Raw genomic sequence first — 20,182 nt, 5'->3', positions numbered from 1 at the left:
GGTTGCGTTGCTTCATCGCGCCTCCTGCACTCAGAACCACTGGCCAAAGCGCTTGATGTACAGCGTTTTCATGCCCTGCGCCACCAGGCAGTAGCCGAGCAGCGTGGCCAGCAGCCACGGGAAATAGCTCCATGGCAGCGGCACCAGGCCGACCATCGCGCCGAGCGGCGAGAACGGCAGCAGAATGCCGGCAATCATTACGCAGGCGGTGGTCAGCAGCACCGGCAGCGCCGCGCGGCTCTGGATAAACGGAATCTTGCGCGTGCGCAGCATGTGCACCACCAGCGTCTGCGACAGCAGCCCTTCCACAAACCAGCCGGACTGGAACAGTGACTGCATCGCTGGGGTATTCGCCGCGAACACGTACCACATCAGCGCAAAAGTGGTGATGTCAAAAATTGACGACGTTGGCCCAATCCACAGCATAAAGCGTTTGATGTTGCGCGCGTCCCATTTGCGTGGTTTGCGCAGGAACTCGCGATCCATTTTGTCCCACGGCAGCGCCAGCTGTGACAGATCGTACATCAGGTTCTGAATCAGCAGGTGAATCGCCAGCATCGGCAGGAACGGGATGAACGCGCTCGCCACCAGCACTGAGAACACATTGCCGAAGTTGGAACTGGCGGTCATGTTCAGGTACTTGATGATGTTGCCGAACGTCTCGCGCCCCTTCATCACGCCCTCTTCCAGCACCATTAAATCCTTTTCCAGCAGGATGATGTCAGAAGACTCTTTGGCGATGTCCGCCGCGCTGTCGACCGAGATCCCCACATCGGCGTCACGCAGCGCCGGCGCATCATTGATGCCGTCACCGAGAAAACCCACCGTGTGGCCCTGCTGCTGCAGCGCACGCAGAATGCGTGACTTCTGCAGCGGCGTCAGTTTGGCAAACACCGAGCTGTGCGCCGCGGCCTGCGCCAGCTGCTCATCGCTCATCGCAGCAATCGCCTCGCCGGTGAGGATCTCGCCACAGTCGATGCCCACCTGCTGGCAGATGCGCGCCGTCACTACCGGATTATCGCCGGTCAGCACTTTGACCGTTACGCCGTTCTCGTTAAGCGCGGTAATCGCCTTCGCCGCGCTTTCCTTCGGCGGATCGAGGAAGGTCAGCAGCCCTTCAATGGTCAGTCCCTGCTCATCCGCGACGCTGAGCGCCTGTTGCAGGCCCGGCTCCGCCAGCGCGCGGCTGGCCACCAGCAGCACGCGGAAGCCCTGCTGATTGTACTGATGCGCCAGCGCCAGCAGCTCCGCGCGACGGGTTTCATTGAGCGGCTGAATCAGTTTGCCTTCGCGTTCGGCGCTGGCAATGCTCAGCATCTCCTCGACCGCGCCCTTACAGATCAGCATCTGCTGGTTGAGGCGGCGGTCACGCACCACCACTGAAACGCGACGACGCACAAAATCAAACGGCAGCTCATCCACTTTGCTGTAGTAGTCGCTCATGTCCGCGCTGATGCGTCCTTTGCCGTAACGCAGGATGGCGCGGTCCATCAGGTTAGGCGTGCCGCTCTGGTAATGGCTGTTGAGCCAGCTCAGCATCAGGACGCGCGAGTTCTCTACCCCGGCACAGTCGAGATGGTGCTCGAGGATAATGTTGTCCTGCGTCAGCGTGCCGGTTTTATCGGTACACAGAATGTCCATGGCGCCGAGGTTCTGGATCGCGTTCAGGCGTTTGACGATCACTTTTCGGCGCGACATGGCAATCGCCCCTTTGGCCAGATTCGAGCTGACAATCATCGGCAGCATTTCCGGCGTCAGTCCCACCGCCACCGCCAGCGCGAACAGCGAAGCATCCAGCCAGTCGCCTTTGGTCAGGCCGTTAATCAGCAGCACCACCGGCACCATCACCAGCATGAAGCGAATCAGCAGCCAGCTGACGCTGTTCACGCCGCGATCGAAAGCGGTTTGTGTGCGGTTACCGACAATCGATTTCGCCAGGCTGCCGAAGTAAGTTTCCCCGCCGGTGGCCACCACCACCGCTTTGGCGCTGCCGCTGGAGACGTTGGTGCCCATCAGGCATACGCTGCCCAGTTCCAGCAGCGACGCATCTTTGTCACTGGCGCTGGCCTGCTTGCTGGCCACGTGGCCGGTGACGTCATATTTCTCCACCGGCAATGATTCGCCGGTCAGAATTGCCTGGCTGATAAACAGATCGCGTGAGTCGAGCAGCCGCACATCGGCTGGCACCAGATCGCCCGCCGACAGATAGATGATGTCGCCAGGCACCAGGCTGGTGATATCCACTTCCTGTTTCTGCGGCGCCTGCTGCGCCGATTCCCGGCGCAGTACGGTGGCGGTGGTGCGCACCATCGATTTCAGCGCCTGTGCCGCTTTGTTGGTGCGGAACTCCTGCCAGAAGCGGAGCAAACCGCTGAGCGTTACCATCGTCACAATGATGATGACACCGGTCAGATCGGTCTCCTCGCCATGGCGCAGCGGCATCCAGTAGTCGGTGAAAAAGCTCACCAGCGCCAGCGCCAGCAGCACATAGATGAACGGATTATTGAAAGCCTGGATCAGCTGCACCAGCGCCGGTGGCGCTTTATCATGCTCCACCTGATTGCGACCATAAATCTGCAGCCGCGCTTCCGCTTCGCGTTCCAGCAGTCCCAGCGCATCGCTGCGCAGGCGCAGCAGCGTTTCGTCGGCGGTAAAAGCGGCTTCATCTTCAATCAGATAGCGTGCGGTTTTCTGACGTGCCGGGCGCACGGTGTTCCAGGCTTTTTTTTCCTGGTTGAGTTTCATGTCAGTCATGATGACATTCCTCGTTTATTTTTTTACGGCAATAACGGTCCCTGTGCGCCAGGCGCACAAGTTGAAAGTATTAATTGTCACGGCGTGACCGGATTAAATTAAAAATAACCTGTCGGGAATTTCCATATTACCTCCCGGAAATAATGGGCGAAGAAAGTCGCTCGCTGAATAACGAGTGAAATAACATAATCCTGGATAACGCTGCGCGCAGCAGCAGCCTGAAGCGGCTTAACGCGCAGGGAAGCTCAGCACGCTGAAGATCAGCGCGCGCATCGAGGCGGAGGGAAAAGTGCGTTTAAAATCATGTGCATGATGCTATTCCCACGGGCATCAGCCCGCTGTGGTGTCATTATCAGGGAACAATCATCAGAAACAGGTGAGGATTGCTGCCCGCCATGTTGGCAAGCAGCGACAAAAGAATTCGCGCGTCAGCTTGCCTTGTATTGCCATCGATAAGGGTGACTGTCCAACTGAATTCTCCTGTGTGAAGTTGCGGCTATTATAGGAGGGCGAAAAGCGAAGTAAAGTTAATTATTCCGGGGTTCAGGTTGATTTAATTTTCGTTGCGATTTGGTTGATAAAGCGTGCGGATATAAGGTGCGCCAGATTAATCCGATCGCATTGCGCCCTCTTGCTTATAACTGAAGCGCACCGCTTAGAACCTTACGGCATATGCATAGCCATAAATTGACTATTCTTCACTGTAGCGCTCTCGTAAACTCGCGTTACTTTTTTAAGGCAAGGAAACAACATGAAAAAAATTATTCCCTCACTGCTGGCGCTGTCGCTGGTAGCCGCCTTCTCTGCGCAGGCCGCCACGCCGAAAGATACGCTGGTGATTGCGCAGTCTACGGATGATGCGGACAGCTTTGATCCGGCCCAGGGCTTTGAACTGACCACGGTGCAAGCGTTCACTAACATTTATCAGCGCCTGGTGCAGTCCGATCCGGCCAATCCAACCGATCTTAAGCCAACGCTGGCCACGTCGTGGCAGCCGGGCAGCGATAACCGCAGCCTGACGTTTGCGCTGCGCAAAGACGCGAAGTTTGCCAGCGGTAATCCGCTGCGCCCGGAAGATGTCATCTTCTCGCTGGGCCGCGTGGTGAAACTCAACCTCGATCCGTCCTTTATTCTGACCCAGCTCGGCTGGAACAAAGACAACGTCGACAGCTTCCTGAAAAAGGTCGATGAAGACCACGTACAGATTAGCTGGAGCGCCAACGTCAGCCCGGCCTATGTGCTGAGCCTGCTGTCCGCGCCGGTCTCCTCGATCGTTGATGAAAAAACCGCGCAGGCCAACGCCAAAAACGGTGATTTCGGCCACGCGTGGCTCGGCACCCACTCAGCCGGCAGCGGCCCGTTCCAGATTCGCAAAGTGGTGCTGCATGAAGCGATACTGCTCAGCGCCAACCCGACCTCACCGGCCGGTGCACCGAAGCTGAAAAACATTCTGATCAAAAACGTGCCGGAGCCGGCAGCGCGCCGTCTGCTGCTGGAACAGGGCGATGTCGATATCGCGCGTAACCTCGGTGCTGACCAGATCGCTGCGCTGAAGGGCAAAGCCGGCGTGAAGACCGAAGCGATTCCAATGGCGTCGCTCTACTACATTCAGTTCAACGTCGGTGCCAATCCCGTACTGAAGAACCCGGCGCTGTGGGAAGCGGCACGTTACCTGTTCGACTATAAAGGTATCGCCAATGACCTGCTGAAAGGCCAGTTTGAAGTGCACCAGACCTTCCTGCCGAAGGGTTTCCTCGGTGCGCTGAACGACACGCCTTACAGCTACGATCCAGAGAAAGCCAAAGCGATTCTGCAGAAGGCCGGCCTGACCAACGTCAGCTTTAAGCTCTCCACCAGCAATCAGCCGCCGTACCTTGATATCGCGCAGGCGCTGCAGGGCAGCTTCGCCAAAGGCGGCGTGAAGGTGGAAGTGCAGCCGGGCTTAAGCTCTGAAGTCTCCACCCGCGTGAAGGCGCATCAGTATGAAGCTACGCTCAACGCCTGGGGCGCGGATTATTTCGACCCGAACACCAACGCTGCGTCCTTCGCATACAATCCGGAAGATGGCAGCAAAACCATTGCTTACCGTTCAGACTGGCACATCCCGGAGCTGAGCAAACAGACGCTGGCGGCGACGGCCGAAGCCGACAGCAATAAGCGCGTTGCGCTTTATCAGGCGATGCAGCGCGAAGTGCTGAAGAACTCGCCGTACGTGATTGGCCTGCAGGCGCGTAACCTGATTGCGCTGCGCGACAATCTGCAGGGCTATGTGCAGGGGATCAACCCGGACATGGTGTATTACGCGCAGGTTTCGAAGTAATGGCAGCGTCAGCGTCATCGGCCGGGTTCGCCCGGCCACTCTGGCAGCGCTTCAGCCGCCTCGTCACCAGCCTGCTGTCGCTGCTGGTGACGCTGGTGGGTTTGTTAGCGTTTACTTTCATGCTGTCGCACCTGTCGCCAGTCGACCCGGTGCAGCAAATCGCCGGCGATCACGCCAGCGAAGCCACCTATACTCAGGTGCGTCACGACCTGGGGCTGGATCAGCCGGTACTGGTACAGTTCTGGCGTTATATCAGCCAGCTGGCGCAGGGCAATCTCGGCCTGTCGCATCTCACCAAGCAGCCGGTCAGCGCCGACCTGATGCGCACCTTCCCCGCCACGCTTGAGCTGGCGACCTGTTCGATGATTTTCGCTGCAGTGTTCGGCGTGACACTCGCACTGCTGGCGGCGTGGAAACCGGGCAGCGTCATCGATAACGTGGCGCGCTTTATCTCGCTGCTGGGCTACTCGGTGCCGGTGTTCTGGCTCGGCCTGCTGGGCCTGCTGCTGTTCTACGCCGTGCTGCACTGGTCCGCCGGTCCGGGCCAGCTGGATGATATCTGGATCTATACCCTCGAACCAAAGACCGGCTTTGTACTGATTGATAGCTGGCTCTCCGGCGATGCGGAAATGTTTCGCAACGCGATTGCCCATCTGTGGCTGCCGGTGGTGATTCTCGGCCTGCTGGCGATGGCAGGCATTACGCGCCTGCTGCGCGCGGCGCTGCTGGAAGAGAGCAGCAAAGAGTATGTGGTGCTGGCGCGCGCGAAAGGCGCTGGCCGGGCGCGCATTCTGCTGCGTCATATTTTCCCCAACGTGCTGGGCACGCTGATCACCGTTATCGCCCTCTCCTACGCTACGCTGCTGGAAGGGTCCGTGCTGACGGAAACCGTATTCGCCTGGCCGGGCGTCGGTCGCTACATGACCAACGCGCTGTTTTCCGCGGATGTTCCGGCGATTCTCGGCGCTACGTTGCTGATTGGCAGCTGCTTTATCCTGCTCAATGCCGTGGCCGACGCCCTCACCTGGTTAACCGATCCGAGAACCCGATGACTCAACAACTTCATGAACTGGAAACCGTGCGCCCGCGCCGGCGCCGGGCGCGTATTACTTCGCTGACCATCGGCCTGACGCTGGTGATCGTGCTGGTGGCCATGGCGCTGCTGGCGCCGCTGCTGGCGCCGTTTGATCCTAACGCGCAGGTGATTGAACAGCGTCTGCTGGCACCGTCGGCGCTGCACTGGTTCGGCACCGACGGCTTCGGCCGCGATTTATTGTCGCGCGTGATTTACGGCGCACGTCCGACGCTGCTGCTGGTGTCGCTGATCCTGGTGCTGACCATCCCGGTTGGCTTGTTAGTCGGCATCACTGCCGGCTACGTCGGCGGCTGGACCGAACGCGTGCTGATGCGCATCACCGATATTTTCCTGTCGCTGCCCAACCTGGTGATTGCGCTGGCGCTGGTGGCGATGCTGGGCCCGGGCCTGATGAACGGCGCGCTGGCACTGGCGCTCACCAGCTGGCCGCCGTTTGCCCGACAGGCACGCGCGGAAACCCTGGCATTGCGCCGCAGCGATTACCTCGCCGCCGCGCGCATGCAGGGTATTACCGGCCTGCGCCTGATGTTTGGCCACATTCTGCCGCTCTGCCTGCCGACCGCCGTAGTGCGTGCCGCGCTGAGCCTCGGCGGGATTATTCTTTCTGCCGCCGGGCTGGGCTTCCTCGGCATGGGCGTACAGCCGCCAACCGCCGAATGGGGCTCGATGGTAGCAGAAGGCAGTAAAGTGATTTTCGACCAATGGTGGGTGGCGGCAGCGCCCGGCGCAGCCATTCTGTTCGCCAGCCTGGCGTTTAACCTGACAGGCGACGGCCTGCGTGACCGACTGGATACCCGCCATGCCAAATGATCTGTTAATTGATGCGCAGGGGCTGACGATTCGCAGCCACGACGCGCTGCTGGTGGATAACATCAGCTTTACCCTTGGCCGCGAACGCGTGGCGCTGGTCGGTGAATCCGGCTCGGGCAAATCCCTGACCGCGCGTGCGCTGATGGGCCTGCTGTCGCCCGCGCTGCAGCTGCAGGCTGATCGGCTGCAGGTGGCGGGCGCAGACGCCCTGCACCTGCGCGAGCGCGACTGGATCGGCCTGCGCGGCGGCAAAGTGGCGATGGTCATGCAGGACCCGAAATACGCGCTCAACCCGACGCGCACCATTGGCTGGCAGGTTGAAGAGCCGCTGGTGCTGCACCGCAAGCTGAGCCGCGCCGAGCGTAAAGAGAAAGTGTGCGAGATGCTGGACGCGGTGGGCCTGCCCGATCCGCGCCAGCTGATGAAGCGCTATCCGCATCAGCTCTCCGGCGGCATGGGCCAGCGCGTGATGCTGGCGATCGCGCTGATTACCGATCCCGATCTGCTGATTGCCGATGAGCCGACCTCGGCGCTCGATCACGCCATGCGCGATCAGGTGCTGGCGTTGATTCGTCGCCTGGTGGAGCAGCGCAATATGGGCCTGCTGCTGATCAGTCACGATCTGCAACAGGTCTCCGAGCACTGTCAGCGGGTGATGGTGATGTACAAAGGCCGCCTGCTGGACACCCTGCCGGCGGCGCAGCTGTCGGACGCCAGCCATCCTTATACCCGCACGCTGTGGGCCTGCCGTCCGGGGAAAGCCACGCACGGCGAACGCCTGCCGGTGCTGGATCGCGCGGCGCTGGAGAAGATGCATGATTGAATTAGCCAACCTGAGCGTCTCGCACAAACAGGGTTATGAACTGCGCACCGTGGTGCACGATGTGAACCTGCAGGTGGCGGCCGGCGAGTGTTTCGGCCTGGTGGGGCCTTCCGGCTGCGGTAAATCCTCGCTGCTGTGGGTAATGGCCGGACTGAATCCGCACTGGCGCGGCCAGATGACGCTGGCGAATACCGCCGTGCAGCCAGGCAAACCCTTTACCGGCCAGCTGCGGCGTGATGTGCAGATGGTGTTTCAGGATCCCTACGCTTCGCTGCATCCGCGCCACCGGCTGCGCCGCACGCTGGCGGAACCGCTTAAGCTGCTGCGACGCGATAACATCGACGATCGCATCAACGCGGGCTTCCGCCATGTCGGGCTGGATCCGGCGCTGGCGGATCGCTATCCGCATCAGCTGTCCGGCGGACAGCGTCAGCGTGTCGCCATCGTGCGCGCCCTGCTGCTGGAGCCTAAGATCCTGCTGCTGGATGAGCCGACGTCGGCGCTGGATATGTCTGTGCAGGCCGAGATCCTGAATCTGCTTAACGATCTGAAACAGAATGATGGCCTGACGATGGTGCTGGTCAGCCACGATCCTGACGTAATCGATCATATGTGCGATCGCGCCGCGCGCATGGCGCAGGGCCGGATTGTTGGTTAGCATGGCATGAGCGCAACGCGGCGCGGTTTATCCCGAAGGTAGAGTGCGCCGCTGCCCAACAGCCATTCAGTCATCTAAAGGAACACCGTATGACGGTAAAATTACGTCCGCTGGAGCGGGAAGATCTGCACTTTGTCCATCAGCTGGATAACAATGCCAGCGTGATGCGCTACTGGTTTGAAGAGCCGTACGAAGCGTTTGTGGAGCTTTCTGACCTGTATGACAAGCACATCCACGATCAGACCGAGCGGCGCTTTGTGGTGGAACACGACGGGCAAAAAGCCGGGCTGGTCGAGCTGGTGGAGATCAACCACGTGCATCGCCGGGCGGAGTTTCAGATCATCATCGACCCGGCGCATCAGGGCAAGGGCTTAGCCAGCAGAGCGGCAAAGCTGGCGATGGATTACGGCTTTTCGGTGCTCAATCTCTACAAGCTGTATCTGATTGTCGATCAGGAGAACGAGAAGGCGATTCATATCTACACCAAGCTCGGTTTCGAGGTGGAAGGCGTGCTGAAGCACGAGTTTTTCATCAACGGCGAGTACCGCAACACCATCCGCATGTGCATTTTCCAGCAGCAGTACCTGGCGCAGCATAAATCCGGTAATGCGATGGTGAAACCTACCGCGCAATAAGTCAGTGCCCGTTATGAAACGGTGCGCCTGAAGGCGCACCCTACGAAAAACGATGAAACGCACCACGTGAGTGTGGTTCAGGTCTGTAGGGTCGCGATTTATGGCGACCTGGCGTTGTCTCGGCAATATGAATGCGAAGGCCCATCTGCCTGTAGGGTCGCCATTCATGGCGACCAGGCATCATGACAACGCGTTATCCGCCGCGCGCGCCGACCACGTTGAGATGCGGCTGCGGGTGCGCTGGCTTCAGGTCATACATACCGCCATAAAACGGATCGACCACCAGCCAGCCGGGGAAACCGAGCAGCGGAATATTGCCCAGCACGTACCACAGGTTGGCACTGGCTTCGATGGGCAGCGTCAGCGGCACGTAGCCCGGACTTTCCAGCATCACCTGATAATGTTTCTTACCGAAATAGGTGCCATTGGATTTCGCCAGATCCACCGTCTGCGGCGTATAGCCCTGCGCCACCGCGCGGCCAGTTTCATCCTGCACGGTGAAACGCGCGCCCTGCGGCACAGAGTCAATTTTTACCGGTTGCGTTTCGGTGCCAACAATGGTGGCACAGCCGCTCAGCAGCAGCGCACAGGCGGGAAGAAGATGTCGCAGGTTCATAGCAGGTCCGCTTCAGAATCAGAAAGGACAGTCTAAACTGCCCTCTCTGCCTTTTCACCCGCCTCAATCGCGCTATCAGTGGCGCTTTTCTGCGCTTTATTACGGTTGACAACAGGCGGCAATCGCCGCGATATCCTGCGGCGTGGTGCGACAGCAGCCGCCAATCAGCCGTGCGCCCGCCTGTTGCCACTCGGGGAACTTATCGTGCAGCGTGCAGCCAGACGGCGCCGAGTGCCAGCTTTTGCTGACCGCATCATACTGCTCGCCGGAGTTAGGATAGACCAGCAGCGGCTTGTCCGTCAGCGCCTGTAGCGTTTGCAGCGCCGGCGTCACGCTCTCCAGCGCCACGCAGTTGAGGCCGACAGCGACCACCTGCGGCGCGGCATTGATGACTTCCGCCACCTTGCTCAGCGGCGTGCCGTCACTCAGGTGTTGCGCATCGCGCAGCGTGAAGGAGAACCACGCGCTGCTGTGCGGAAACTCCGCCAGCAGGCTAATCAGCGCCTGAATTTCACCAAACGACGGCAGCGTTTCACACGCCAGCAAATCCACGCCCGCCTCCAGCAGCGCCGCCACGCGCGGACGGTGGAAATCTTTCATTTCAGCAGCCGGCAAGGCGTAGTCGCCGCGATACTCGGCGCCGTTGGCCAGATAAGCGCCATAAGGACCGACCGATCCGGCCACCAGCAGCGGTGCCTGGCTGCCAGAGGCGGCACGGTAATCGTCACGCGCGCGCTGGGCCAGCGTCACGCTCTGGCGAATCAGCGCGCTGGCCTGGCCGCTATCCAGTCCACGGGCGGCGAAGCCCAGCGGCGTCGCCTGATAGCTGGCGGTGATCGCCACGTTAGCGCCGGCGGCGAAGTAGTCATAGTGCACCTGATAAATAAGCTCAGGATTTTCCATCAGCACTTTGGCTGACCACAGCGTATCAGCCAGATCACAGCCGCGCGCCTCCAGCTCTGTCGCCAGCGCGCCATCCAGAATCAGGGTATCAGTGTGGGTCAGGGCCGCAGCGATGGGGTTACGCGACATCATCGGTCTCCTTAGCGTTGAAAGCGTGTTGGCGTTTTTGCGTCAGATAATAAGCAGCGTAGCAGAACAGTACAAAAGGAATGCCGCACCATAGCGCGATGCGCTGTGACGGGTCAAAGGCCAGCCCGATGCACGCCAGCAGACACAGGGTAAATCCGAGGATCGGCACCAGCGGATAGAACGGCGCGCGGTACGCCAACTGCTGCGGCGCATTGCCCGCCTGCAGATAGCGGCGACGGAACATGTAGTGTGAGGCGCAAATGCTCAGCCACACCGCCACCACGGCAAAGCCGGAAATCGCTGACAGCGCCACAAACACCGTATCCGGGGCGATCACGCTGGAAAACAGCGCCAGCAGGCCGCCGAGCATACTCACGGTGATGGCCAGCTGCGGAATGCCGCGCCGGTTGACCCGGGCAAAGCAACGCGGCAGCGTGTTTTCATTGGCCAGCGACCACAGCATCCGTCCCGAGGCGTACAGTCCGGAGTTCGCCGCTGACAGGATCGCGGTAAGGATCACGAAGTTGAAAATATCCGCCGCGTACGGGATGCCGATCTTTTCGAACACCAGTACGAACGGACTTCTAACGATGCCCGCCTGATCCATCGGGATCAGCGCGGCCAGCACAAAGACCGTGCCGATAAAGAAGATGATCAGACGCGCCACGGTGGTGCGAATCGCCAGCGGCAGCGCTTTCTGCGGCTGCTCGGTTTCACCCGCCGCAATGCCGATGAGCTCGGTCCCGGAGAAGGCAAAATTCACCGCCACCATGGTCATCAGAATCGGCAGCGTGCCGTGCGGCAGCCAGCCGGAAGCGGTCAGGTTATGTAATCCCGGCGCCGCGCTGCCGTCCTTCATCGAGATGAACCCCAGCATCGCCGCCGCGCCCAGCACGATAAAGGCAATGATGGTGATCACTTTGATGATGGAGAACCAGAACTCTCCTTCGGCAAAGAAGCGCGTCGAGACACTATTCAGCAGATAGATGGCGACACAGAACACCAGGCACCACAGCCACACCGGCACCGTCGGGAACCAGTACTGCATGCAGAAACCGGCGGCGGTGAGGCTGGAGCCGAGCGCCACCGTCCAGGTGAGCCAGTAGAGCCAGGCCACGGTGTAACCGGTCGCCGGACTGAGGTAGCGCGCGGCGTAGACGTGAAACGCGCCGGTTTCCGGCATCGCTACCGCCAGTTCGCCAAGACACACCATCACCAGCCATACCACCAGCGCACCAATCAGATAGGCCAGCAGCGTGCCCGCTGCGCCGGTGGTGGAGATGATGTAGCCGGTGTTGAAAAACAGCCCGGTGCCAATCACGCCGCCGAGCGACAGCATCACCAGATGCCGCACCTTCATGCTGCGCTTGAAGTTTGCCTGCGAAGGCGTCGGTTCAGTTTGCATTCTTTATATCCATATGGACGTCTAAACTTCTATATGGACACAGAGTTATACGCATCCGCGCGGCAATTTGCAACGTGGGAAAAGGTAAGGATTGGGAAAGCGTGTGCGGCCCCGCCGCGACGGGGCACACCAGTCAGGCGCCGAAGACGCCCTGCAGATAACGCTCAAGCGCCATGCGCGAGCTAAAACCGTGGGGAATACCGTAGTGCTCCTGCGAATCTCCCATCAGGTAGAGAGGGAACTGCGTGTAGTGGTCGCAGGTTTTCATCTCTGATGCGGGTTCAGCGAAATGCTGACTTTTTTCTTTCAGGGTGGGATGAATGATCAACGCTGTGCGCCCCATGCGGGCTTCGCGATTCACATAGACGTAGTTTTCGCCACGGCGATAACCATAAGTTTTGGGTGTCAGGACGTCCATTTCGAATCCTGCTTTTTCCAGTACGCGCGCTACCTCATCCGGACGTAAATACATGCTTGCTCCTCTCTTCTCACAGCCCCGCAACCTTACATCAGCACGACAGCACAGGACATTCGGAATTTCCCTAAAGCCTGGCACACGGCTGCGTTTAGTCACGTTTCGTCTACACTTAGTATTACGTTTTAAGTCAAAGGGAGCGAAAAATGTTTAATCGAACCAGCAAAAACGATGACATTGATATCAATCAGGATGTAAACGAACTGGCCGATTCGCTTGAAGCCTTACTGAAATCTTACGGCAGCGAAGCCAAAGATGAAGTGGATAGCGCACGCAGCCAGGCGCAGGCCCTGCTGAAACAGACGCGCGCTAAACTCAACGGCAGTGGCAACCGCGTGACTCAGGCCGCGCGCGATGCGGGTTATCAGGTGGATGCCTACGTGCATGACAAACCGTGGTACGGCGTGGGCGTCGGTGCCGCCGTCGGTCTGGTGCTGGGCGCACTGCTGATGACACGCCGCTAAATCGCTAAAAATCATCAGGAGCCTCGCGCATGCGGGGCTTTTTTTTTGCGCGTCACTCCGCATTAGCGCGCCGGTGCGGCGGCTGTCAGCTGGTTAAAATTGCCGCAAAACCCTTTACAAAAATTTTTTCCCTGCGCCAGGGCGCATCATCGCTGGCATTCGCCCTAATCTGACTGCTTAAATCACAAAACCCTATATCTGGTGGGCTTGACCACCAATACCACTACATCTAGTATTCAACACATCAACTCGCTACCAGATGTCAGCAGGGACGACGTTCGCAGCAAAAGGGTTTTTGCTTCGTATCTCGCAACCTGACCACAACCAGAGGGAAATACGAATCATGCGCATTATTATTTACACTAAGAGCCAGTGTGTCCAGTGTGACGCGACCAAAAATGCCATGGATCGCAGTGGCATCGACTACCAGCTGATTAACCTCGATAGCCAGCCGGAAGCCATCGATCAGCTCAAATCGCTTGGCTATCGCCAGGTGCCCGTGGTGATGACGCACAACGACCACTGGAGCGGCTTCCGTCCCGACAAAATCGCCGGCCTGCGCCAGCTCGCTGCCGTCGGGGGATAAAGCGATGTTTCCACTGGTCTATTTTTCCAGCCAGTCGGAAAACACGCACCGGTTTATCACCCGTCTCGGCCTGCCTGCGCGGCGTATTCCGCTCGACGCCACGCAGCGCCTGCACATCGACCAGCCCTACATTTTAGTGGTGCCGAGCTACGGCGGCGGCAGCGCGCGTGGAGCAGTGCCGAAACAGGTGATTCAGTTCCTTAATGATGACGCCAACCGGCGCGGTATTCGCGGTGTGATTGCTGCGGGCAATCGCAACTTTGGCGCGGGCTTCTGCCTGGCGGGCGACATCATTGCGCAGAAATGTCAGGTTCCCTATCTCTACCGCTTTGAGCTGATGGGAACCGCCGACGATATTGCCCATGTTAAAGCGGGAGTGACCCAATTTTGGCAACGACAGACACCCTGAACAGCACACAGCTGGACTACCACGCGCTCAACGCGATGCTGAACCTGTATGACGCCGAAGGCCGCATCCAGTTCAGCAAAGATCATGAAGCCACACGCCAGTTTTTCTTGCAGCACGTCCAGCCCAACAGCGTGCCATTCGACTCGCACGGCGAGCGTCTGCGCTATCTGGTGGCCGAAGGCTATTATGAAGCCGGGGTGCTGAACCAGTACGATTTCGCCTTCCTGTGCCAGCTGCACGAAGAGGCTGACGCCTGGGGCTTCCGTTTTCACACCTTCCTCGGTGCGTGGAAGTTTTATACCAGCTACACGCTGAAAACCTTCGACGGCAAACGCTATCTGGAAACCTTTGAGCAGCGCGCCTGTATGGTGGCGCTGACGCTGGCGCGCGGTAATGAAACGCTGGCGCGGGAACTGCTGGCCGAGATGCTGAGCGGTCGCTTCCAGCCGGCTACGCCCACCTTCCTAAACTGCGGTAAACAGCAGCGTGGCGAGCTGGTCTCCTGCTTCCTGCTGCGCATTGAAGACAATATGGAGTCGATTGGCCGCGCGGTTAATTCGGCGCTGCAGCTGTCGAAGCGCGGTGGCGGCGTGGCGTTTCTGCTCTCCAACCTGCGTGAATCCGGCGCGCCGATCAAGCGCATTGAAAATCAGTCGTCCGGCGTAATTCCGGTGATGAAGATGCTGGAAGATGCGTTCTCCTACGCCAATCAGCTTGGTGCGCGTCAAGGCGCGGGCGCGGTGTGGCTGAATGCGCACCATCCGGATATCCTGCGCTTCCTCGATACCAAACGTGAAAACGCTGACGAGAAGATCCGCATCAAAACGCTGTCGCTCGGCGTGGTGATTCCGGATATCACCTTCCAGCTGGCCAAAGAGAACCGCGATATGGCGCTGTTTTCGCCTTACGACGTTGAGCGTATTTATGGCAAGGCGTTTGCTGATATCAGCATCAGCGAGTACTACGAGGCGATGCTGGCCGACGATCGCATCCGTAAAACCTTCATCAAGCCACGCGACTTCTTCCAGACGCTGGCGGAAATTCAGTTTGAGTCCGGCTATCCCTACATCATGTATGAGGACAGCGTGAACCGCAGCAACCCGATTGCCGGTCGCATCAACATGAGTAACCTGTGTTCAGAGATCCTGCAGGTTAACAGCGCCAGCGAGTATCACGACGACCTGAGCTATCGCCGCGTCGGCAAAGATATCTCCTGTAACCTCGGCTCCCTGAATATCGCCCACGCCATGGATTCGCGTAATCTGGCGCAAACCGTGGAAGTGGCGGTGCGCGCGCTGACGGCGGTTTCCGAGATGAGTGACATCACCTCCGTGCCGTCGGTGGCGGAAGGCAATCGCCGTTCGCACGCTATCGGTCTCGGGCAGATGAACCTGCACGGCTATCTGGCGCGTGAAGGCATGGCTTACGGTTCGCCAGAGGCGCTGGATTTCACCAACCTCTATTTCTACTGCGTGACGTATCACGCCCTGCGCACCTCTAACCTGCTGGCGCAGGAGCGCGGTGCGAGCTTTGACGGCTTTGCGCAGTCGCAGTACGCCAGCGGTGCCTATTTCGATAAATATACCCAACACAGCTGGCAGCCGCGTACTGCCCGGGTGGCGCAGATTTTTGCCGATGCCGGCATCGCCCTGCCCGACCAGGCGGACTGGCAGGCGCTGCGTGCGTCGGTGATGCAGCACGGTTTGTATAACCAGAACCTGCAGGCGATTCCGCCGACCGGTTCCATCTCTTACATCAACCACGCCACGTCGAGCATCCACCCGATTGTGTCGCGCATTGAGATCCGTAAAGAGGGCAAAACCGGCCGCGTGTATTACCCGGCTCCGTTTATGACCAATGACAACCTTGAGCTGTATCAGGATGCTTACCAGATTGGTCCCGAAGCGATTATTGATACTTACGCCGAAGCCACCCGGCACGTCGATCAGGGACTGTCGCTGACGCTGTTTTTCCGCGATGACGTCACGACGCGCGATATCAACAAAGCGCAGATCTACGCCTGGAAGAAAGGCATCAAAACCCTCTATTACATTCGACTGCGTCAGATGGCGCTACAAGGCACGGAGGTACAGGGCTGCGTTTCCTGTGCACTGTGATGATGACTATGCAACTTAAACAGATTCAGGCGATTAACTGGAACCGCATCCAGGACGAGAAAGATCTCGAAGTGTGGAACCGCCTTACCAGCAACTTCTGGCTGCCGGAGAAGGTGCCGCTGTCCAACGATCTGCCAGCATGGCAGTCGCTCGACCCGCAGCAGCAGCAGCTGACGATTCGGGTGTTTACCGGTCTGACGCTGCTCGACACCATCCAGAACGTCATTGGCGCACCAGGACTGATGGAAGATGCGCTGACGCCGCACGAAGAGGCGGTGCTGTCGAACATCAGCTTTATGGAAGCGGTTCACGCGCGCTCTTACAGTTCGATCTTCTCCACGCTGTGTAACACCGCCGACGTGGATGCCGCCTACCGCTGGAGTGAGGAGAATGCCGCCCTGCAGAACAAGGCGAAAATCGTGCTGGATCACTACCGCGCCAGCGATCCGCTGAAGAAGAAAATCGCCAGCGTGTTTCTGGAATCGTTCCTGTTTTACTCGGGCTTCTGGCTGCCGATGTACTGGTCAAGCCGCGGCAAGCTGACCAACACCGCCGATCTGATTCGGCTGATTATCCGTGATGAAGCGGTGCACGGTTATTACATCGGCTATAAGTACCAGAAAGCGCTGGAAACCGTTGACGACGCGCGCCGCGCTGAGCTGCAGCAGTTCGCCATCGATTTACTGCTGGCGCTGTATGAAAACGAGGTGGTGTACACCGAAGCGCTGTATGCCGACGTGGGCTGGGCTGAAGAGGTGAAAACCTTCCTGCATTACAATGCCAACAAGGCGCTGATGAACCTGGGTTACGAAGCGCTGTTCCCGGCGGAGTTGACGGCGGTGAATCCGGCGATTCTGTCGGCGCTGTCGCCCAACGCCGATGAAAACCACGATTTCTTTTCGGGTTCCGGTTCATCCTATGTGATGGGCAAAGCGGTTGAAACCGAAGACGAGGACTGGAATTTTTAGTCGCGTGCGGTGCACGGTAAGGGGTGCACATTGCACCGTAAGCGGTGCGCATCAATGCGCACCCTACGGTTGGGTTAATCATGTCGCCTGAAATGCCCCCAGTGGTTAGGTTGATGCATCTGTAGGGTCGGCGTTCATGCCGACCGGAACGCGCCCCGGCGGTTATATTGATGATGCCTCCACAGGGTCGGCATTTATGCCGACCTGGTTAATTTCATGCCGATTCCACCACGATCTGATCATTCATTTTTCTCTCCTGCATTCCCGCCGTCCCCCCGAAATAACGTTAATTCCGCGCGTGATTATTTTACTTATTTAGCGCCATTCATCGCCGGAATATTTCGCCTGACTAAGCGTGATTTATCCGCCTTCCGGCAATAATTCTGGCCGGAACCGGTTTAATTTCACAAAAAACTCAGAAAAAATTTATCCCGTCTCATCCCTTGCAGGCACTGGAATTAGCCACTATCGCGCCATACGTGTCACGCCAGATATTTCCGTCAAGGGTTGTCAGATAATCTCACTATGCTACGGTATAGGCGCTTAAATTTACGCAGGGTACAACAAGAAATAGTCAGACATTTAACCAGGAATTTCATTACTGCATGGCAATTAAACTCGAAGTAAAGAATTTATATAAGGTATTTGGCGATCATCCCGAAAAGGCATTTAAGCTGATTGAAAAAGGCGAGAGTAAAGAGAGTATTCTGGCGAAAACCGGCCTCTCACTCGGCGTCAAAAATGCCAGTCTGGCCATTGAAGAAGGCGAGATCTTTGTCATCATGGGGCTGTCCGGCTCCGGCAAGTCCACTATGGTTCGCCTTCTCAATCGTCTGATCGAGCCGACACGCGGCCAGGTGATTATTGATGGCGTCGATATTGCCAAAATATCCGACGCAGAATTGCGTGATGTGCGCAGAAATAAAATCAGCATGGTATTCCAGTCATTCGCACTGATGCCGCACATGACGGTGCTAAATAATACCGCGTTCGGCATGGAATTAGCTGGCGTGGCGCTGCAGGAGCGGCAGGAAAAAGCGCTCGACGCGCTGCGTCAGGTCGGGCTGGGAAATTATGCTCACGCCTGGCCCGATGAACTCTCCGGCGGAATGCGTCAGCGTGTTGGATTAGCCCGCGCACTGGCGATTAATCCGGATATATTGCTAATGGACGAAGCTTTTTCCGCACTTGATCCATTAATTCGCACGGAAATGCAGGATGAACTGGTAAAACTGCAGGCGAAACATCAGCGCACCATCGTGTTTATTTCCCACGATCTGGATGAAGCGATGCGTATTGGCGACCGCATCGCCATCATGCAGGGCGGCGAAGTGGTGCAGGTCGGCACACCGGATGAAATCCTCAATAATCCGGCCAACGATTATGTGCGCACCTTCTTCCGCGGCGTGGATATCAGTCACGTCTTCAGCGCCAAAGATATCGCCCGCCGCAGCGCCGGCGCGCTGATTCGTAAGGCCGCCGGTTTCGGTCCGCGGTCGGCGATCAAACTGCTGCAGGATGAAGACCGCGAATATGGCTACGTGCTGGAGAAACAGAAATTCATCGGCGTCGTCTCCACTGACTCGCTGAAAGCGGCACTCGCCGCAGGTGAAGGGCTGGATAACGCGCTGCTCGACGCACCGCTGGCGGTTCCTGCCGATACCTCGCTTAACGATTTGCTCTCTCACGTCGCGCAGGCGCCCTGTGCGGTGCCGGTGATCGGCGAAGATCAGCAGTACGTCGGTATCATTTCCAAAAGCACGCTGTTACGCGCTTTAGATCGTGAAGGAGCCCAGCCATGAGTGCACAAAACGCCAATCCATGGGAAAGCGCCAGCCAGACCAGCGCACCACCCGCCACCAGCAACGCCGCCGCAGCCAGCAGCGATCCGTGGTCCGCGACAGGTAGCAGCACACCGGCTGACAGTAGCACCAGCGCCGCCGATGCCTGGGGCAACGCCGCCGGCAGTACATCGGATGCCGCCAGCAGTGGTGGACACGATGCCGTCAGCAGCGCCGCCAGCAGCAGCGACTGGCTGAGTAGCGCACCGGCCGCGGCGCCGGAGCACTTCAGCCTGCTGGATCCGTTCCACACCACGCTGATTCCGCTGGATCGCTGGGTCACCGAAGGCATCGACTGGGTAGTTACCCACTTCCGCCCGCTGTTTCAGGGCATTCGCGTGCCGGTGGATTATATCCTCAGCGCTTTCCAGCAACTGCTGATGGGTCTGCCTGCGCCGGTAGCGATCATCGTGTTCGCACTGATTGCCTGGCAGATTGCCAGCCCGGCGATGGGCCTCGCCACGCTGATATCGCTTGTGCTGATTGGCATGATCGGTGCCTGGTCCCAGGCGATGGTGACGCTGGCGCTGGTCCTCACCGCCCTGCTGTTCTGCGTACTGATTGGCCTGCCGCTTGGCATCTGGCTGGCGCGCAGTGAGCGCGCGGCGCGCATCGTGCGGCCCCTGCTGGATGCGATGCAAACCACGCCGGCGTTCGTCTATCTGGTGCCCATCGTCATGCTGTTTGGTATCGGCAACGTGCCGGGCGTGGTGGTGACGATTATCTTTGCCCTGCCGCCGGTGGTACGTCTCACCATACTCGGCATCAAGCAGGTGCCGGCTGACCTGATCGAAGCCAGTGAATCTTTCGGTGCCAGCCCGCGCCAGATGCTGTTCAAGGTCCAGCTGCCGCTGGCGATGCCGACCATTATGGCTGGCGTCAATCAGACGCTGATGCTGGCGCTATCGATGGTGGTCATCGCCTCGATGATTGCCGTTGGCGGTCTGGGCCAGATGGTGCTGCGCGGTATTGGCCGTCTCGATATGGGGCTCGCCAGCGTGGGCGGCGTCGGTATCGTCATCCTCGCCATCATTCTCGACCGCCTGACGCAGTCAGTAGGTCGCGACAGCCGCAGCCGTGGCAGCCGCCACTGGTACAGCAGCGGGCCGCTGGGTTTGTTGCTGCGTCCATTCAGTAAAAAAGCCTGATTTCTTTGGGCGGCCCGCTGCGGTC

Annotated in this window: 18 protein-coding genes; 13 read left to right on the top strand and 5 right to left on the bottom strand. The window is 58.8% G+C overall.

The window, feature by feature from the left end:
• Positions 1–30: 30 nt before the first annotated feature.
• The gene (mgtA, locus tag C1N56_RS04720) at positions 31–2,754 is read right to left on the bottom strand and encodes a magnesium-translocating P-type ATPase (RefSeq protein ID WP_394517176.1); all 2,724 of its coding nucleotides are present in this window, start codon (positions 2,752–2,754) and stop codon (positions 31–33) included.
• Positions 2,755–3,505: 751 nt separating this feature from the next.
• On the opposite strand from mgtA, the gene C1N56_RS04715 reads away from it, so the two are divergent.
• From C1N56_RS04715 to speG, 6 genes are all read left to right on the top strand, one after another.
• A complete protein-coding gene (locus tag C1N56_RS04715; protein WP_058776471.1) occupies positions 3,506–5,074 on the top strand; it encodes an ABC transporter substrate-binding protein in 1,569 nt (522 codons plus the stop codon).
• Entirely contained in the window at positions 5,074–6,126 is a 1,053-nt protein-coding gene (locus tag C1N56_RS04710) for an ABC transporter permease (protein ID WP_394517175.1), read from the top strand. The genes C1N56_RS04715 and C1N56_RS04710 overlap by 1 nt, the downstream gene beginning before the upstream one ends.
• A complete protein-coding gene (locus C1N56_RS04705; RefSeq protein WP_031279350.1) occupies positions 6,123–6,980 on the top strand; it encodes an ABC transporter permease in 858 nt (285 codons plus the stop codon). The genes C1N56_RS04710 and C1N56_RS04705 overlap by 4 nt, the downstream gene beginning before the upstream one ends.
• A complete protein-coding gene (locus C1N56_RS04700) occupies positions 6,970–7,803 on the top strand; it encodes an ABC transporter ATP-binding protein (RefSeq protein WP_058781693.1) in 834 nt (277 codons plus the stop codon). Before C1N56_RS04705 ends, C1N56_RS04700 begins: the two co-directional genes overlap by 11 nt.
• Positions 7,796–8,461, top strand: coding sequence for an ABC transporter ATP-binding protein (locus C1N56_RS04695; RefSeq protein ID WP_021506479.1), 666 nt, complete (start codon positions 7,796–7,798; stop codon positions 8,459–8,461). Before C1N56_RS04700 ends, C1N56_RS04695 begins: the two co-directional genes overlap by 8 nt.
• An 89-nt stretch (positions 8,462–8,550) precedes the next feature.
• The gene (speG, locus tag C1N56_RS04690; protein ID WP_021506478.1) at positions 8,551–9,096 is read left to right on the top strand and encodes a spermidine N1-acetyltransferase; all 546 of its coding nucleotides are present in this window, start codon (positions 8,551–8,553) and stop codon (positions 9,094–9,096) included.
• 193 nt (positions 9,097–9,289) lie between these two features.
• Here speG and C1N56_RS04685 read toward each other — a convergent pair whose 3' ends face one another.
• From C1N56_RS04685 to C1N56_RS04670, 4 genes are all read right to left on the bottom strand, one after another.
• Complete coding sequence (locus C1N56_RS04685) at positions 9,290–9,712, bottom strand: hypothetical protein (protein WP_058758247.1); 423 nt, start codon at positions 9,710–9,712, stop codon at positions 9,290–9,292.
• A 99-nt stretch (positions 9,713–9,811) separates the two neighbouring features.
• A complete protein-coding gene (gene mmuM / locus C1N56_RS04680; RefSeq protein WP_394517451.1) occupies positions 9,812–10,744 on the bottom strand; it encodes a homocysteine S-methyltransferase in 933 nt (310 codons plus the stop codon).
• Positions 10,734–12,149 (bottom strand): S-methylmethionine permease, encoded by a 1,416-nt coding sequence (gene mmuP, locus C1N56_RS04675; RefSeq protein WP_394517174.1) that lies wholly within the window; start codon positions 12,147–12,149, stop codon positions 10,734–10,736. Before mmuP ends, mmuM begins: the two co-directional genes overlap by 11 nt.
• Positions 12,150–12,282: 133 nt before the next feature.
• A complete protein-coding gene (locus tag C1N56_RS04670; RefSeq protein ID WP_021506475.1) occupies positions 12,283–12,621 on the bottom strand; it encodes a DUF2002 family protein in 339 nt (112 codons plus the stop codon).
• A gap of 149 nt (positions 12,622–12,770) precedes the next feature.
• Between C1N56_RS04670 and C1N56_RS04665 the strand changes: the two genes are divergently transcribed.
• The 7 genes from C1N56_RS04665 (at position 12,771) to proW (ending at position 20,157) form a co-directional block, all read left to right on the top strand.
• Positions 12,771–13,088: a DUF883 family protein gene (locus C1N56_RS04665; RefSeq protein WP_150360891.1), complete on the top strand. Its 318-nt coding sequence runs from the start codon at positions 12,771–12,773 to the stop codon at positions 13,086–13,088.
• A 343-nt stretch (positions 13,089–13,431) separates the two neighbouring features.
• On the top strand, positions 13,432–13,674 hold the full coding sequence (gene nrdH, locus C1N56_RS04660; protein WP_021506473.1) for a glutaredoxin-like protein NrdH: 243 nt from the start codon (positions 13,432–13,434) through the stop codon (positions 13,672–13,674).
• Positions 13,675–13,678: 4 nt separating this feature from the next.
• The gene (gene nrdI / locus C1N56_RS04655; protein ID WP_021506472.1) at positions 13,679–14,083 is read left to right on the top strand and encodes a class Ib ribonucleoside-diphosphate reductase assembly flavoprotein NrdI; all 405 of its coding nucleotides are present in this window, start codon (positions 13,679–13,681) and stop codon (positions 14,081–14,083) included.
• Positions 14,084–14,118: 35 nt separating this feature from the next.
• Positions 14,119–16,200: a class 1b ribonucleoside-diphosphate reductase subunit alpha gene (gene nrdE, locus C1N56_RS04650; protein WP_233209844.1), complete on the top strand. Its 2,082-nt coding sequence runs from the start codon at positions 14,119–14,121 to the stop codon at positions 16,198–16,200.
• Between the two features lie 8 nt (positions 16,201–16,208).
• Positions 16,209–17,168: a class 1b ribonucleoside-diphosphate reductase subunit beta gene (nrdF, locus tag C1N56_RS04645; RefSeq protein WP_031279347.1), complete on the top strand. Its 960-nt coding sequence runs from the start codon at positions 16,209–16,211 to the stop codon at positions 17,166–17,168.
• Positions 17,169–17,773: 605 nt separating this feature from the next.
• Positions 17,774–18,970 (top strand): glycine betaine/L-proline ABC transporter ATP-binding protein ProV, encoded by a 1,197-nt coding sequence (gene proV / locus C1N56_RS04640; protein ID WP_394517173.1) that lies wholly within the window; start codon positions 17,774–17,776, stop codon positions 18,968–18,970.
• A complete protein-coding gene (gene proW, locus C1N56_RS04635; RefSeq protein WP_132464645.1) occupies positions 18,967–20,157 on the top strand; it encodes a glycine betaine/L-proline ABC transporter permease ProW in 1,191 nt (396 codons plus the stop codon). The genes proV and proW overlap by 4 nt, the downstream gene beginning before the upstream one ends.
• The last annotated feature ends 25 nt before the right edge of the window (positions 20,158–20,182 follow it).

This window comes from Pantoea sp. SGAir0175, from assembly GCF_043547855.1.
Note: the sequence above shows the minus strand (reverse complement) of the source record. Positions and strands in the feature narration are given on the sequence as shown.